Raw genomic sequence first — 15,420 nt, 5'->3', positions numbered from 1 at the left:
TCTGGTATCGCAAACGGCGTTCAGTACCAAGTTGTGAAGTTGACTGCTCGGGATAGATCGCCGCCTTCCACAACAATTGGCGAAAGGCGGCATGACCTTAGACGACTATGTTCCCTCTGCCACATCAATCACTTCGACTTCTTCAAACTTGCCGATGCTCATGTTTGAACCCCCGACAACCACCAGTTGCCGACTGTTCAACGGTAGCAGACGATGGAAGAATCGTGGCGTCACGTCTTCGGAAACCACTTCCCATTTTGATCCGTCTGGTGACAGTTTCTGCAATGTACCCTGCACAGTTGTTACGTACAGTGAACCGCCCGTCGCAAAGGCGGATGCTCCGAAACCCGTCATGCCGCCGGACGACATGCTGCGCTGTGGCTTCTCACCGTCTTTGGGCTTGGGATCGGCTTTGACGAACAACTCCGGGCCTTCGGACCAGGCGTTCGTGGCCGGATCGTAAGTGGCTGTCTTCGTCGTCGGTCCACCTTCCGATTGCATGCCACCGATGATGTAGAGTTTGCCATCATGAGCGGCTGCCGCGATCGCTCGACGCTGAAACGGCGGCGATGCGATGGCTTCCCATTTCAATTCGTCGGCTGTCAAATCCATCTTCCAGGCAGTGTCGTGCCATACGTGGTCGCCTTCGCCGGTCATCGCCCAGCCGCCGACCACATAAATGCTGTCTCCAACGACAGCCGCATCGTGAGACGAACGTGGTTCGGGTAAAGCCGGAAGATCTGACCACGTGCTGGTCGCGGGATCGAAGCACGCAGCGTAGTCTTGCGAGACCAACTTATGGTCGTCGCCTTCTTCATTCATTGCTGTGAAACCGCCGATGCGATACAGCTTTTTCCCATGAGCGACCAGGGCCAATCCCTGCAGGCCCGGCCCTTCGGCCAGCTTGTCCCATTCGCCAGACTTGAGATTCAGCTTCATCAGCTGACGTCCCTGCTCCGTTTTCGAATAAGAATGCGCACTGCCGGTGTGGCCTCCGTACAGGTAGAGGGAATCGTTCAGTACTGCGGCACCGAAGCTGGTCACTGGCTGCGGAATGTTCTGGAATGCCGGTTTCGCGACCGTTGAAGCAGACATCGGAACCATCAGGGCCACGGTCGAATAGTGGCGCGTTTCCGGATACTTCTTGCCCTTCACTTCGCCCGCTTTGGCTTCGATGTGTCGAGCCCGAATAGAATACAGCCCCGCATCAGCAACGTCGAAGGACGCGACGCCCTTCGCATCGGTTTCTGCTTCTATGTCGTCGGCACCTGGTCGAGCGGCTTTGACCTGCACTCCGGCTACTGGCTTTTCGTTGAAGTAAACTTTCACCGTGATTCGGCCGCTGTGTAGTTTCGGCACAACGTCCAGAGCGATGTCGTCAGTGGCAACTGCCTGTTGCCAGGCGGCAGACGAAGCGTCCGGACCGGTCTTGGCATAGTACTTTAAACGAAACTTAGAATCGCCACGATCCATCACGCCCAGGTCATGTGACGTCACATAGACGCTATTGTCTTTGGCGTTGATCGTTGTGGAAATCGATTCGTCGGTCTTCGTGAGTTTCAGAGCGACGGCATCGTCAGTGCCCGTGATTTTTGACACGGTGACACCGCTCACGCGCGACAGGTAGTCAGCGTTGTCGTCGGTGGCGTCTTCGCCGAAGTAGACGCACACTTTGGTCTGCCCACCGCTTTCGACAGGAGCCAGCCAGATAAAATGCGCGGGGGCTGTTGACGCGATCAGCAGGCTCATCGCAGTCGTGAATAGAGTCTTCATGCTCGTGAACTTTCTGTGTTAGTGAAAAATGGTTAAGCCGAAACAAAAGGCGAATGGCATTGTTACGGCATGCTTGAAAATTGGACGAATCGAACCGGCTGTCACGCCGTGTCTATGCAATGAGTAGTGACGCACGGCCGGGATAAGACTGCGCCATCGAAACCGCTCGTCGCTAAAATCCCGGACCTGTTTGCGATCGGCCTCGACCGTTGGTTGTTTTGAGCGACCGGCAGATAAGAATCCACCTTAAACACGCAGACGAGTCTCTCCTACTCTGTTCAGCGTCTCGGAGAGGCGCTGCTACGTGATCACATTCGCTCTGTCGTTTGCCTGGAGACCAATTCGAACGCCAGGTCATTGGGCCCGGCTTCACTGAGGTCTGCCGTCAGTTGACTGTTCTTGTTGTAGACCGCAGGAATTCGCAACACTTCGACCTTCGCTTTGCGTCCCTGCTGCTGCAGGCGTTGCAAAGCCTCTTCGTCATCCAATGCGAATTCGCCAGCCTCCGGCGCTTCGATTTCGACTCGATGATGCCCAACAACGGGCCCAACCTCTTGTGGAAACTGAAAGAATCCGTTGATGATCGCGACCGAAACTTTGGGACCTTCTGTGCCACCCGTCGGGATGAAACGAATCGTGCCGTTCTCCAACGGCTGCCCGTCTAAACTCACGATGCCGTTCGCTGCGACTCGCCTGGGGCCTTTTGAATTCGAACCACATCCGACGACTGCTGCACTTAGAATCAGCACAAGCAAACGCGAACTTGTGGCAGGTCGTTTTAGAGGGATGCGATTAGAACTCACCGATCACCTCGCCTCCGTTGCGGCTAGCGAGTCCATCAAGAACTCCGGCGTCGATGTTTTCAGAAATGAAGTGCACCGAGCCATCAGCCAAAGTGAACTGCACGCCGCCGAGATGATCGCTGCGAAACGTGTTGATCCACGCGGCATCGTAAACGCCGTCGTCTTTGTAGTCGCGCGGGTTGAATCCGTCGTTGGTTGAGCAGGCAGTCGAACCGGGATACGGCACGGACCAGTACGTGAATGAATACCGCGAATCGCCGGCACAACTTCCGGACGTGAATTTATAGTCCGGCAGGTTGTAAGCCGTTTCGCCGATCATCAGCGTTGTACTTGTGCCATCTGTGAAGTCACGGAATTTCGTTTTCCCGGCAGTGCTGTCTGTATACACGATTGCTCCGTCTAAAGTCGGACGCGGTGTACCAGGAATGTAGGCCCAATACGGATTGTAGGATTGAGTTCCAATACAGGCCGCGTAGTTGCCTGGGGCTCGACCGTTATCAGTGTCGCAACTCGGCACCTGTCGCCTCATCGGCGATGACGGACAAAGGTAGCCTGAAATCGTCTGACCGGTCACGGCGACACTGTCGGGGTCGCTATTGATCTTGTTGAAGTCGTACAGCGCGTAGCTGTTGGCCTGATCGATCATCGGCAGAATCGATGTGAACAGACTTCCGCCGCTGAGTGTGCTATTCGCATTGACGTTGGGGAACGTGCTGTAGACGTCGTGGTAGTTGTGCAATGCGAGGCCAATCTGCTTGAGATTGTTCTTGCACTGAGTTCGCCGAGCCGCTTCGCGGGCCTGTTGCACAGCAGGCAGAAGCAGGGAAACGAGGATGGCGATGATCGCAATGACGACAAGCAGTTCGATCAGCGTGAAGCCGCGCTGGCTCCGTGCGTGGGCGCGCATGATGGTCTTCCTTTGGATAGACAGACTCGTTGAATTTGAGACCGACACCCTGTGTGACGGTCAATCAGATCCCGAGCGTGGCTGGCTATGCGTGGAAGCGAAGGGGCGTCAAGAAACGCCCACAAATTTGGCTTGCTGCGGCCTCGGACTGAACCCCTTGCAGTGACACTGAGACTCAGTCTCATCAATTTAGCGGCGGTTAAGCCACGAACAACCGCTGATCACAACGTTTTCGACGTTTTCTCACTTTTCGCGAGAACCGCCTTCTGCTCGCGGAGGAGTCCTATTGCCAGCCTTGCCCTACGATGGCGTTGCAGCCGCAATATCCCGTACGAGGCAATTGTTCTTCAGCGACGGGCCGCTGGTGCTTTCGTGACACGGGCGCCAGGTCGAAGCTCAATGCGATACTGATACCGCACGCGAATCAGCGAAGTGCAGCACATCCTGGAAGCCGAGGCGGTTGGATTGATGAGGCGAATTCGAAGTGAGCGTGGTTGGTGTGGGACGTTTGTTCGCGCGACCGTTCGCTATCGAATTGATTAGCTCCAGCTTTGCCATGATTGGTACTATGGCGCGTGTCTCTGGTGGCGACCGTGATTGGGGTGTGATTGGCAGGAGGCGTCGCTGGGAGTGCGGGGCGGGGTTTATTGTTGGGGGTTTGATAGTAATTTCTGCGCATAGAAAAACCCTCGTCGAAGATGCTATCGAGAGGGTTCTTTTGGAATGCTGTTAGCTTAGTTTTGATAGAGCATCGAGAACTGCCTTTGCGGTGTCGACTCCGCCAACTGATTCTGCAAATTCCTTTGCGGCGACAAGATCGCTGAGGCTGATATCTGCTCGGTTTGGCTTTCTAACTTTCTTCTTGGCCGACGCTCCTCTTTTCTTCGTCTTAGGGGCATCATCTTTGTGGATCATGTGGTACTTGACCGAACTGACATACTGCGGCGTCACTTTGTGACTTTTCAGCTTCGCTGCAACGTCAATCGGTGACGCATCCGGGTTCTTTGTGAGCTCTTCTTTGATCAGCTGAGTCTTGTTAACTTTTTTCGCCATTGGTGTTTCCTGGTTTAGACTGGACAAACAGATATGGCGGGCATACTAAAAATGACTACGACCGAAGACAACTTACTATTGTACTTCTGCCATTGTGATCTCAGGAATGATTCGCTGAATCTATACCAATGGGGGAAACACTTCGTCTGCATCGAAGACATCCTGCTCTGATGCCTCCTGCCGGAAGTCGGCTACCGGACCGGCCAATGCGAATAGCACTTTCCGTGGGCGTCTGAAGATTCGGCCACCAAGTAGGTGAACTGATCCGAGGCCCAGGTATAGTCCAGGAGTGACACGGCGTACTTCGTCATGGATAGTACCAACGGTGCCTGTATTAGTTTCGCCATATTCAATGGTGAACTGCTCTTTTGGTTTGGCATTCGTTGCGGTCAGATAGGTATGCATTCGAAACGCACGTCGCACGCCTCGGCGAGTGCGAAAGATGTTGTAACCGTAGCCTCCTGTTTCGGATGCTGGCTGAAATGCTTTTCCGATCCAATAGCCACCACGATTGACGAACGCTCGAGTCAGCAGGTTGGCGAACCAATGGCCTTGATCCAGTAGGACAGCTCGGTACTCACCTTCGATTTCGTCGAGCGACGGCACAGGTAGCTCGTGAAAGAGTCGCCGCAGCTCTTTGCGCGAGCGTTGCTGAAGTTCAGCCAGCCGCTCGGACAAAGCAAGCGTGTCGACTGGCGGTTCGACACAGCTTTCGCGCGGTGCGGGCGAAGGCCAGGCCGGCGTGGTCGTGAGGTAATCCTGTTGTGCGGTGGAATCCATTCCGAAAGCCAATTGAACCAAAGGACGAGCAGCCGGGATTCTACAAACCGGCAGAATCTGCCGCCACCCCTCTACGGAGGAAGTGCAGCTGCCCGGATCCTGATGGGCTCAGCACGGCGGTTGTCAGCCGGTGATGTGGTGGAATGTCCGGTGGGGCGAACTCGTGCACGCGGTCCGGGCGGCAGAGCGGATAGGATTCGAAAAGTAAGTTCCGTCGCCCACTAGTTGCTTGTGCACACACACTTACCAAGGCAAACCGGCGAGTGATCGCTATACGCTGGTGAATCAAGGAGCGCGTGAGGTTGCGCTGTGGCGACCGGATTGAATTCGCAATCAACGAGAACTAATCTGCGTATTCTGCGGCCCACCGGCTTAGGAGGTCCATCGTACGCATCATCAAAAGTACGAATTCTTCCCGCAGCAACGCTTTATCAGACGTACGCACGTCAAGCCGTGCAAATTCCTCACCCTGCACCGACTCGGAGAAAACTGTGAAAACACTGCTGGCCACCGTGGCTGTTAGTTCGCTGCTCGCGACCTCGCTATCAAATGTCTGCCTAAGTGACGACGTCAAAGAAGGTGCTCTGCCCGTGAGCGCCACTCGCGCGTTTGAGAACCTGATCTTTGATCGTCCCATCGTGGTGACTCACGCCAACGATGGTTCCGATCGCGTCTTTGTGGCCGAACAAAAAGGCGTGATCAAGGTTTTTCCTAACGACGCAGATGTGGAAGAAGCGGACGTATTTCTGGATGTGGATAGTCGAGTCACCTACAAGGACAACCAGAATGAGGAAGGCCTGTTGGGATTTGCATTTCATCCTGACTTCAAAAAGAACGGTCAGTTTTTTCTTTACTACACAACGGCATCGGCAGACCACACATCGGTAATTTCTCGCTTCACGGTTTCTAATGACGATAAGAATAAGGCTGACCCGGCATCTGAAGAGGAGATCATGCGAATTCCTCAACCCTTCTGGAACCACAACGGCGGCACTATTGGGTTTGGACCAGACGGCTTTCTTTACGTTGGACTGGGCGACGGCGGCAGCGCCAACGATCCGAACGGCAACGGCCAAAATCTACGTACTCTGCTGGGTTCCATGCTACGAATCGACGTTGACAACAAAGACGACGGAAAGAACTACGCGATTCCGAAGGACAACCCGTTTATCGGTCATGAAGTTGTCGTGAACCGCCGTGGCGAAAAAGAGATGGCTCGGCCGGAAATCTATGCCTATGGTCTGCGAAACGTCTGGCGAATGTCGTTTGACCGGGAAACAGGCAAGCTGTGGGCGGGCGATGTTGGTCAAAACCTATGGGAAGAAATCAACATCATCGAAAAAGGCGGCAACTACGGCTGGAACATTCGCGAAGCGAAGCATTGGTTCCGCCCCGATGGGGACGACGAAAATACGGATAAATTTGTCGATCCGATTTGGGAGTACCACCATTCTGTGGGTAAGTCGATTACCGGCGGAAGCGTGTATCGAGGTAAGGCTGTGCCGGAACTGGTCGGCAAATACGTTTACGCAGATTACGTCTCCGGCCTGCTATGGGCGTTGGAACATGACGGCTCTAAGACCGTGGCGAACTATACGCTGACAGGAGATAAGTTGCCGGTGATGAGCTTCGGTGAAGACGAAGCGGGCGAGATCTACTTCACCACGACATTCGGCCAGCTTTATCAATTCCAGTCGGACAAGTAGCTTCGTATGTCACTCCTACTCGAAAACGTTCGCAAGTCCTACAAAGAACCCAACGGCCATCGCCTTCCGGTACTCGGCATTGATCGTTATGCGCTTGAACAGGGAGAACAGGCGGCTTTGGTCGGTTCCAGTGGGGGCGGCAAGACGACGCTATTGAACGTCATTTCCGGAATCCTCGCGCCGGACAGCGGCCAGGTAGTGGTTGACGGCAGGGATATTGCGAAGTTGCCGGAAGCCGTCCGTGACCGCTTCCGGGCCGCGAAGATTGGCTTTGTATTTCAAACCTTCAACCTGTTGCCAGCGTTTACTGCGTTGGAAAATGTGTTGCTGGGAATGTCGTTCTCCGGGCGCGGAGTCGACCGGGAATTCGCGATCACATTGCTGGATCGAGTCGGCCTGCGCAGTCGCATGAACCATACGCCGCAGCGGATGTCGGTGGGGGAACAGCAGCGAGTCTCGGTCGCTCGAGCCTTAGCCAACAAGCCAGCGCTATTGCTGGCCGACGAACCGACGGCGAATGTGGACCCCGGCAACCAGGATTTGATTCTGAATTTGATTAAAGACACCTGCAAAGAAAACAGTGTGACTCTGCTAATGGTGACGCACGCGATGGAAGTGGCTAATACCTTTGAACGAGTCGACCGGTTGTCCGACTTCAATAAGCCGGAAGCGAGTCCTCAGGAGGCATCGGCATGAACCTTCTGACGATTGCATGGAAAAGCGTAAAACAGCGTTGGTTGGCATCGGCATTGACCGCTCTAAGCGTCGCGCTAGGCGTGATGTTGATGGTCGGCGTGCTGGTCGCGGCCGGTGCTTTGGACACCGCGTTCAATCAGCGAGCGATCGCTTACGACTTGATCGTGGGTGCGAAGGGAAGTGATCTGCAATTAGTGCTGAGTTCCGTGTACCGCATTCAGCCACCGATCGCGAACCTGCCGTACATGTACCTGGAAGAGCTTCGTGAGGACTCTAAAGTGGAGATCGCAATTCCGCTGGCATTCGGCGACTTTACCAGGCCGCAGGACGGAGCGTTTCCGATTGTCGGCACGACCAATGAGTATTTTCTGAACGACTACACGCCCGGTCAGAAGTTTCAGGTTGAAGACCAGCCGGGCACCAAGCAACTGGAAGGTATCTATGATGCCGTGATTGGTTCTCAGGTCGCGCGACACAACAACTGGAAGGTGGGTGATCAGTTCAGCATTGTGCATGGCAGTGCGGACAGCGAAGACGAACATGATGAGATGTTCACAATCGTATCCGTGCTTCGGCAAACGGGCACGCCCAACGATCGCAGCGTGTTTTTGAACCTCGAAGCCGTTTACACGCTGGAAGGTCATCAAAAGCCGATTGACGAGGTTTGGGACTCACTGAAGCAGTTCTACGGCGACGACCCGGAACGGCGCGATGAAGCTTTCGCTCAGCTTGACGAACTTCGTGCGCGGCGTAGGAAAGGTGAACAGATCGGCGACCCGGCAATGGGCTACGGTTTGGATACACCTGAGGCCATGAAACAAATCACCGCGATTTATGTGCGTACCAAATCGCCTTTCAACGCCGTTAATTTGGTACATAAACTGAGGGATGGAAACAAGGCGATGGCGGTGAATCCCATTCGGCCCATTCAGCGGCTAATGACTAACTTCGTGGGCAACATTCAGAAGATGTTTATGGTGCTGACGGCGATGGTGATTGTGGTTTCCGGAATCAGCATCTTTGTGAGTATCTATAACAGCATGTCAGATCGCAAACGCGAGATCGGTATCATGCGAGCACTGGGAGCTCGACGAGAAAGTGTGTTCGCAATCGTGTTGACCGAATCCGCCGTGCTGTGCCTTGGCGGCGGGCTGATCGGCTGGCTGCTGGGACACACGCTGTTCGTACTAAGCGCCCCGTATCTAAGCGCTCGAACAGGGTTGTTGCTCAACGGTTGGGCAGTGAACCCGTACGAATTCGTACTTTTCCCCGTGTTGCTCGTTTTTGGAGCTCTGGTCGGATTCCTGCCAGCGATGGCCGCCTACCGAACCGATGTCGCAGACGCGTTAAACGGCTAGCAAATAATTTCGTTGCCGTCGCAAGTGAACCACATACTGGCCTAGCTGCGGCATCTACTGCTGCGGCTGGAGGACAAGCAAGCCTCCCGGCTCGCTACCTGCCAGTTCTCCCGAAAACGCAGCTTCGAATCGCGTGAATGTATTGGAATGAAGCACGTTGGCGTCTTCCACTGCGGCTGCGGAGACTGAAGAATTTGTTCCGTCTTTGCGAATAGAGTAGTTTACGTTTGATTATGGACGGTTCTGGCTCGCGGGAACCGGCCCACGTAGGGCCAAAACCGATTTCCGCAGCCACAAGTCAGTGTGAAACGCTGTGAGCCCCGCGAGAATCCGGTGCGGCAGCAGAATCTTGTCGATACAGCAGTGAATGTTTTGGCCTTGGCTTGTGTCGCACATGCCCCGCCTTTTTTGTCTCGCAACGGACCTGCAACTTCGTCCCGCCGCTTTCACGGACAGCGCGGCGATGTGAAAAATCCCGAAAATTGTTTGCAGCATTCTTGTAGTCATCCTGCTTACTCGGTTAAGGGCCGGAAATCATTCGCGGACACCGCTTGTCAGAAACCGTTATGCCAGTTGATCGCTGGCAGTTCCTGCCCGGAAGATTCAATACCGGGGGAAAGCTGTGCAAAAAACGTACTCAATTCTGACGTGGTTGGTCACAACGAATTCCGTTTCGGCGGGCGCTATCGCGCATTGCGTGCGTTGGACTCAGTGGCTTTCATCAATAATTGATCGCATGAAGCGTTTCGGGGATGGATCTGTCCATGGTCGGCGATCTCGCAGGCAGACCCGGGGACAAAGTGTAGGGAAACTGGTCGCCGCGACACCGGTTGAGATACTCGAAGGCCGCACGCTGCTGACTGTGATCATCGAACTCCCGCATCATTTCGAACAGTTGCGACTTGAAATGGGGGACGAAAGCTTCGCCGCATTGCTCCAAGACAATGAAAATCAATACGGAAATCTTCAAGGCATTGGTGAATCAGTCATTAATGAGTTCGGCGAACAGGCGTATTCGGAGTTTGAACAGATCGAGTCGACGCTGAATCAATGGCTTGATCAGTTCAACAATCCATGCCCCGACAACAATCAGCCAACGGCTGCCCCGCAAACCCTGACGGCCTTCGAAGACGTATTGCAAGAGATTATTCTCACGGGAGACGATGGTGATCCGGAGGTGATTCAACCGCTGACGTTTGTCATCGAAACTCTCCCGACCACTGGAACGCTGATTCTGCCAAGAGGCGGGGTGATCAGTTCCGGCGACCTGCCTGTTGTGCTGGATGATCCCGGACTATTTTTCCTTACCGCCCCGAATGACATAACACAGCAGGTTTTTGACTTCAAAGTTGTGGACAGCGGCTCGCTCGAAAGCCCGACCGCCACTGTCACTATCGATGTGACTTCGGTCAACGATAAACCGACGGCCGACTCGCAAACGGTTACAACGTTCAAAGACCTAAAGCTCCCCATCAATCTCACGGGGGACGATGGTGATCCGGAGGAGACTCAGTCACTGACCTTTATCATCGAGACTTTGCCAGCCGCTGGCGCGCTGATTGACTCAGGTGGTGCGCCGATCGTCGCAGGTGACCTGCCCCTCACGCTGGATGATCCCGTTGTATTCTTCATCAACGAAGAAAACGACGTGACGCCGCAGTCGTTTGACTTCAAAGTGATTGACGACGAACCACTCGAAAGTTTGATTGGAACCGTCGATATCGAGGTGGCTGAACTCCCAAATCAACTGGAACAACTACGACTGCAATTGGGGGACGAAAGCTTCGCCGCGTGGCTCCAAAATAACCAAGATCAATTTGAAACTCTTCAAGGTGTTGATGAATCAGTCGTCGCAGGATTCGATGATGAGACGCGTCAGCAGTTTTACGAAGTTGAATCAATCCTTGAGCAATGGCTTGATCAATTTAGCAATCCATGTCCAGACGCCCCTGAACCGACGACTGCAATCGCGGGTCGTGTCTGGAACGACCTTAACGCCAATGGATTGCAGGACGATGGCGAACCGGGGATGATCGACGGTAGCTGTCCATTTCCGCGTGGTGCGCAGCGTGAGGTGTGGTGTTCAGTTGGCGGGGACGAGTTTGGACAGTCGCGACTGACCGGGCGGCGCGGAGGTCAGGCCGACTTCAAGTTTCAGTCGATCAAACAGACTGAATCCATCCTGCTGCCACGTCATGACCTCGGCCACCACGGAACTGAGCGTTGGTGTTTTCAGATGGAGATTCAGCGATTCCAGGACGCTTGTAAGAATGCTGCGGCGACGGGCTCCCTTCGATGTTTTGCTCGTTCGACCTGTGCGACGGTCCATGGCCGCGCCGCGAAGACTGCGTTCCGCTTCGTTGTTCGTTGCTGGCGCGGCCGGGCTTGTCACAAAACAAAACAACTCCTCTTCCGTCATCAGCCGAATCAGTTCTGAGACCAGGTTGTCAAAATCCTTGCCGAAGTCGGCCGCCCGAACATCGGAATCCTCGGCGCAGTAACGCACCAGCAGAGCCGCCAGCGTGTTATCAAGTTCATCGACCTTCGCCGCACGACCGGCATCGCCAAGACGACCATCGGCGGCGTGGCGTTTGGCCGCGTAGAAAATTTCCAGCAGGCCGTCGAGCAGTCGCTGGTACTCTTCGTTGTCCGGCTTCAGCAGCGTCAGACGGATGGCCTTCCGCAGCAGGTGAGCCCAGCATTTCTGTGCGTGACTGAAACCTCGGTACACGGCCGCATCGTCCGAAACAAGCACGCCTCCAAACAACTCTTTCGACAGGATCTGAGCCAGTGTGTCGCCGTCTTTGCGGCATCCGAAGATCAGCACGCGCGCCTTCTCCGACAAAAAAGCCCACACGCTGTTGATACTCCAACTGGTTTCGTCTGCATGCACAATCGCACTGAACGCCATCAGGTCACACAGAGATTCGAATTCCTGTTCCCAACGCCGTGCCAGTTGATTCAACAGAGCGTCCGCCTGGGATTTGCCGAGCGGCAGATTCCAGAAGAATTCAATCAATGCACACGTCTTGTCGATCGACAGTCCCGTGATGGTCACAATGCGAGCCAGCGCGATATGAACTTCAATGCCGAATTCGGACCGCGGCCACACGCCCGGAATTTCGGATTTCTCGCCGTTGGGGCCGTGATAGATTTCATAGACGACCTGCACGGCTTGGCCGTTGATCACTCTCCAGACGAAACGTTCCCGAACGAAACGGCACTCTGCGACGTTGTAACCTTCCGGCAGAATGAGTTCGCGTCGTTCGGCGTTGTCCGCTTTCTGCTCGGTTGTGCGACGACCGCGACGCGCCGAGGATTGTTTTTTGCGACCTTTTCGGCGGCCCGTTTCAGCGCGGCGTCTCTCTTCCGCCGTCACCGAAAACGCCTCGTCGAGTCGCTCTGTGGGGTTCTTACCTTCGAGCTCTTCAATCCGATCACGCAGCCGCCGGTTCTCGTCCCGCAGCTCCGCAACCTCACGCTGCAGGCTAAGCACAAGCTGCTTCACTTCCACAGCGATGATCTGACTGACATCCGTGTCCATCCACCTGTCGTATCAAAATCTAACCGACAGAAAAAGACCAGTCTCCAAGCTGAAATGGACAGCTACTGATCGACGCTCGCGTCAACCTGATTGACCCACGCGGCGGTTTGGTTGCGTTCACAAACACGACCGGTCCGAACGGCGATTATCTGTTCGGCCTACCTGTGCCCGGTGATTACTTCATCGAGTTTCTGCCGCTGCCAGACCTGGCGGTCACATTCCCCGGGGTCGGATTGGACAGCACGATCGACAGTGATGCAGATCTGTTTGGTCAAACGGGGCTAATAAACGTCGGGCCGGGTCTTGTTATTGGCGACATCGATGCGGGCTTCATTGTCCCGCCAACGCTGTCATTCCCTCCGCTCAGAATTCCGGAAAACATCGGCGAAGCGATGATCGAAGTGACTGTGAATCACCCAACAGGAGCTCTGCCCTTCGATGTCACATTGGAGCTGCTGACGCCGGCGGTTCCGATTCCACCACTGCCGCAGCTTGGAGTCGCTCTGCCGGGAGCAGACTTTGGCATTGTCGATGTACCGCACCTGGTGCCAGCCGGCACGCCGAACGGCACGGTCATTCCGATCCTGATTCCTATCATTGATGACCCGCTTGTTGAGCAACAGGAATTTGTGCCCATTGAAATCGTCGCATTGTCTCTGCGTAGCGTCGACCCCATCATGGTCGTCTATGAAGGCACGCGGACTCCAGTCGACATCGTCATCACCGATGACGACAGTGCAGACGTCACGTTTTCCGGCGAAGCAAAGGCTGAAGGCGACAGCGGAAACACACTGCTGAATTTCGAAGCAGTGATTTCCAATCCCTCGGATATCCCCGTCGTCATCGATTTTATGACTGTCGACGGCACCGCCACAACAGGCGACAATGATTACGTGTCCAACAATGGCCAGTTAGCCTTCAACGGATCCGGCTCGCAATCACATGATATCCTTGCCTACGATCCCGGCTTTTCCGGTGGCGTCAGGGTGGCAGCCGGAGATATCAACGGCGACGGCACGCCCGATATCATTACCGGTGCCGGACCTGGCGGTGGTCCACACGTGCGGGTGTTAGACGGGGCGAATTCCACCGGCCCAGCAGTCGTGGACTTCTTTGCCTACGACCAATCGTTCCAGGGAGGTGTTTTCGTCGCTACCGGAGACATCAATAATGACGGCACCCCCGATATCATTACCGGAGCTGGGGCGGGCGGCGGGCCTCACGTGAAAGTGTTTGACGGCTCGAACCCATTGGGGCCGCTTCTCGCTAACTTCTTTGCTTTTGATGCCGGCTTCACAGGTGGCGTGCGAGTCGCTTCAGGCGATGTCAACAACGACGGGCATGACGACATAATTGTCGGGTCTGGACCGGGTGCCGAGCCGCAAGTTCGAGTGTTCGACGGTCAAGACACGGACGCCCCTCCGCTTAAATCTTTCTTCGCCTTTGATTTGGGCTTCACCGGCGGCGTATTTGTGGCAGCAGGTGACGTAAACAACGACGGTTCGGATGACGTCATCGTTGGTGCCGGCCACGGCAGTGGGCCGAAAGTGCGTGTCTTCGACGGCAACTCCGGTGATACCGTGCGAAACTTCTTTGCCTACGATCCCGGCTTCACAGGTGGAGTCCGGGTCGGTTCCGCTGATGTGAATGATGATGGCTTTGATGACATCATCATCGGAGCGGGACCGGGAGGACCTCCGCAGGTTCGCATCTTTGACGGCAGCTCCGGGGGCAGTTACGCCGCACAAGTGGATAGCTTCATTCCTTACGAGTCGACCTTCACAGGTGGGATTTTCGTCGCCGGCGGCAGCATCGTAGTCGGGGCAGATGCCGGAGGCGGTCCGCAGGTACGAGTCTTTGATCGTACCTCGCCGGAGAAGCAGACCATCACGGTCGACATCGTTGGCGATACCGTTTCCGAGCTAAACGAAACGTTCTCTGTCGATTTCACGCTGCACGCTTCCTTGCAGAACGTCAATACCCCTGAGACATCCGCGACGGGCACAATTGTGAACGACGACTCTGTGGTCCCGGGCGTCAGGATTGAAGACGGTGTATTGACCATCGTGGGCACGAGTTCGGCGGACAACGTGATTCTTCATCGGCGGAATACTTCGAAGTACCGCGTGCGGACGACGTTCGCGGGTACTCAAAACTTCGATGCCGGAGAGATCACGAGTATCCACGTGCAGCTCGGCGACGGAAATGACAGATTCAATGCTCTGGGCACGTTCGCCGTGCCGCTGATCGTCGATGCGGGCGACGGTCACGACCGCTTGGTTGGCAGTCGAGGCGGCGACCTACTGCTGGGCGGCCCAGGTAACGACTTCATCTGGGCCGGTTCCGGCAATAACATCGTCATTGGCGGCACCGGGCGAGACTTCCTGTTTGGCGGATCCGGCCAGGATATTCTGATCGGCGGAAATACGTTGTTCGATGTTAATCCAACCGTGTTAGGCGGCCTGCTGGCTGAATGGAATTCTGACGCGGACCTGGATGTTCGCGTGCGAAACCTGTCGAACTTCAACGCATCGGGCAGCGGCATTAACGGCACTAACTACCTGAAAGCGACTGGTTCCGGTCAGTCGGTCTTCGACGACGATGATCGTGACCTGCTGTTCGGCGGTAGAAGCATGGACTGGCTTTTCTTTGCCACCGGGCAGGACATCGGCTTCGGCACTATTGGCGATCTGCTGGCTGATGATCTTGATGACTTTTTCCGCACATAAACAGCCGTCAAAGAAATGCCTTCGCAGCAAGACATATCTTGAGTGGTGGGAGTCACACAGAGTGATTGGAT

General features: G+C 55.1%; 12 protein-coding genes and 1 pseudogene. 5 read left to right on the top strand and 8 right to left on the bottom strand.

Translation table 11 applies throughout. From position 1 onward, the window contains the following. Positions 1-105 precede the first annotated feature (105 nt). The 5 genes from Fuma_RS09225 to Fuma_RS09200 form a co-directional block, all read right to left on the bottom strand. Positions 106-1,773 carry a Kelch repeat-containing protein gene (locus Fuma_RS09225; protein ID WP_083731916.1) on the bottom strand — a complete coding sequence of 556 codons (1,668 nt, stop codon included), beginning with the start codon at positions 1,771-1,773 and terminating at the stop codon, positions 106-108. A 308-nt stretch (positions 1,774-2,081) separates the two neighbouring features. Then, positions 2,082-2,576, bottom strand: a complete 495-nt coding sequence (locus Fuma_RS09220) for a hypothetical protein (protein WP_145944074.1) — start codon at positions 2,574-2,576, stop codon at positions 2,082-2,084. After that, on the bottom strand, positions 2,566-3,483 hold the full coding sequence (locus Fuma_RS09215) for a DUF1559 domain-containing protein (protein ID WP_077023878.1): 918 nt from the start codon (positions 3,481-3,483) through the stop codon (positions 2,566-2,568). The genes Fuma_RS09220 and Fuma_RS09215 overlap by 11 nt, the downstream gene beginning before the upstream one ends. A gap of 729 nt (positions 3,484-4,212) precedes the next feature. Continuing rightward, positions 4,213-4,536: a hypothetical protein gene (locus tag Fuma_RS09205; RefSeq protein ID WP_077023876.1), complete on the bottom strand. Its 324-nt coding sequence runs from the start codon at positions 4,534-4,536 to the stop codon at positions 4,213-4,215. A gap of 120 nt (positions 4,537-4,656) precedes the next feature. Then, positions 4,657-5,316: a hypothetical protein gene (locus Fuma_RS09200; protein ID WP_145944073.1), complete on the bottom strand. Its 660-nt coding sequence runs from the start codon at positions 5,314-5,316 to the stop codon at positions 4,657-4,659. Positions 5,317-5,807: 491 nt separating this feature from the next. Between Fuma_RS09200 and Fuma_RS09195 the strand changes: the two genes are divergently transcribed. Genes Fuma_RS09195 through Fuma_RS09185 form a run of 3 tightly spaced genes read left to right on the top strand, consistent with a single transcriptional unit; the run spans position 5,808 to position 9,076 of the window. Further along, the gene (locus tag Fuma_RS09195; protein WP_077023874.1) at positions 5,808-7,022 is read left to right on the top strand and encodes a PQQ-dependent sugar dehydrogenase; all 1,215 of its coding nucleotides are present in this window, start codon (positions 5,808-5,810) and stop codon (positions 7,020-7,022) included. 6 nt (positions 7,023-7,028) lie between these two features. Further along, complete coding sequence (locus Fuma_RS09190) at positions 7,029-7,718, top strand: ABC transporter ATP-binding protein (protein WP_077023873.1); 690 nt, start codon at positions 7,029-7,031, stop codon at positions 7,716-7,718. After that, on the top strand, positions 7,715-9,076 hold the full coding sequence (locus tag Fuma_RS09185) for an ABC transporter permease (protein WP_077023872.1): 1,362 nt from the start codon (positions 7,715-7,717) through the stop codon (positions 9,074-9,076). Before Fuma_RS09190 ends, Fuma_RS09185 begins: the two co-directional genes overlap by 4 nt. Positions 9,077-10,058: 982 nt before the next feature. On the opposite strand, the gene Fuma_RS35570 is transcribed toward Fuma_RS09185, so the two are convergent. Beyond that, complete coding sequence (locus Fuma_RS35570) at positions 10,059-10,217, bottom strand: hypothetical protein (RefSeq protein ID WP_169929121.1); 159 nt, start codon at positions 10,215-10,217, stop codon at positions 10,059-10,061. 36 nt (positions 10,218-10,253) lie between these two features. Here Fuma_RS35570 and Fuma_RS36815 point away from each other — a divergent pair. After that, positions 10,254-10,622, top strand: a pseudogene (locus Fuma_RS36815) (Ig-like domain-containing protein); the annotation flags it as partial. Positions 10,623-10,640: 18 nt separating this feature from the next. Here Fuma_RS36815 and Fuma_RS35565 read toward each other — a convergent pair. Beyond that, complete coding sequence (locus tag Fuma_RS35565) at positions 10,641-10,832, bottom strand: hypothetical protein (RefSeq protein WP_077023870.1); 192 nt, start codon at positions 10,830-10,832, stop codon at positions 10,641-10,643. A 327-nt stretch (positions 10,833-11,159) separates the two neighbouring features. Further along, complete coding sequence (locus tag Fuma_RS09170; protein ID WP_077022387.1) at positions 11,160-12,620, bottom strand: IS66 family transposase; 1,461 nt, start codon at positions 12,618-12,620, stop codon at positions 11,160-11,162. A 164-nt stretch (positions 12,621-12,784) separates the two neighbouring features. Between Fuma_RS09170 and Fuma_RS09165 the strand changes: the two genes are divergently transcribed. Then, positions 12,785-15,349, top strand: coding sequence for a Calx-beta domain-containing protein (locus Fuma_RS09165; RefSeq protein ID WP_145944072.1), 2,565 nt, complete (start codon positions 12,785-12,787; stop codon positions 15,347-15,349). Positions 15,350-15,420: the final 71 nt, after the last annotated feature.

The sequence above is a fragment of the Fuerstiella marisgermanici genome (assembly GCF_001983935.1).
Taxonomy (GTDB): Bacteria; Planctomycetota; Planctomycetia; order Planctomycetales; family Planctomycetaceae; genus Fuerstiella; species Fuerstiella marisgermanici.
This window is presented reverse-complemented; position numbering and strand designations above follow the sequence as displayed.

Coding starts and splice junctions, on each gene's coding strand:
- Fuma_RS09205 (WP_077023876.1), bottom strand. CDS start 4,536: ATGGCGAAAAAAGTTAACAAGACTCAGCTGATCAAAGAAGAGCTCACA.
- Fuma_RS09190 (WP_077023873.1), top strand. CDS start 7,029: ATGTCACTCCTACTCGAAAACGTTCGCAAGTCCTACAAAGAACCCAAC.
- Fuma_RS09215 (WP_077023878.1), bottom strand. CDS start 3,483: ATGCGCGCCCACGCACGGAGCCAGCGCGGCTTCACGCTGATCGAACTG.
- Fuma_RS09225 (WP_083731916.1), bottom strand. CDS start 1,773: ATGAAGACTCTATTCACGACTGCGATGAGCCTGCTGATCGCGTCAACA.
- Fuma_RS09185 (WP_077023872.1), top strand. CDS start 7,715: ATGAACCTTCTGACGATTGCATGGAAAAGCGTAAAACAGCGTTGGTTG.
- Fuma_RS09170 (WP_077022387.1), bottom strand. CDS start 12,620: ATGGACACGGATGTCAGTCAGATCATCGCTGTGGAAGTGAAGCAGCTT.
- Fuma_RS09200 (WP_145944073.1), bottom strand. CDS start 5,316: ATGGATTCCACCGCACAACAGGATTACCTCACGACCACGCCGGCCTGG.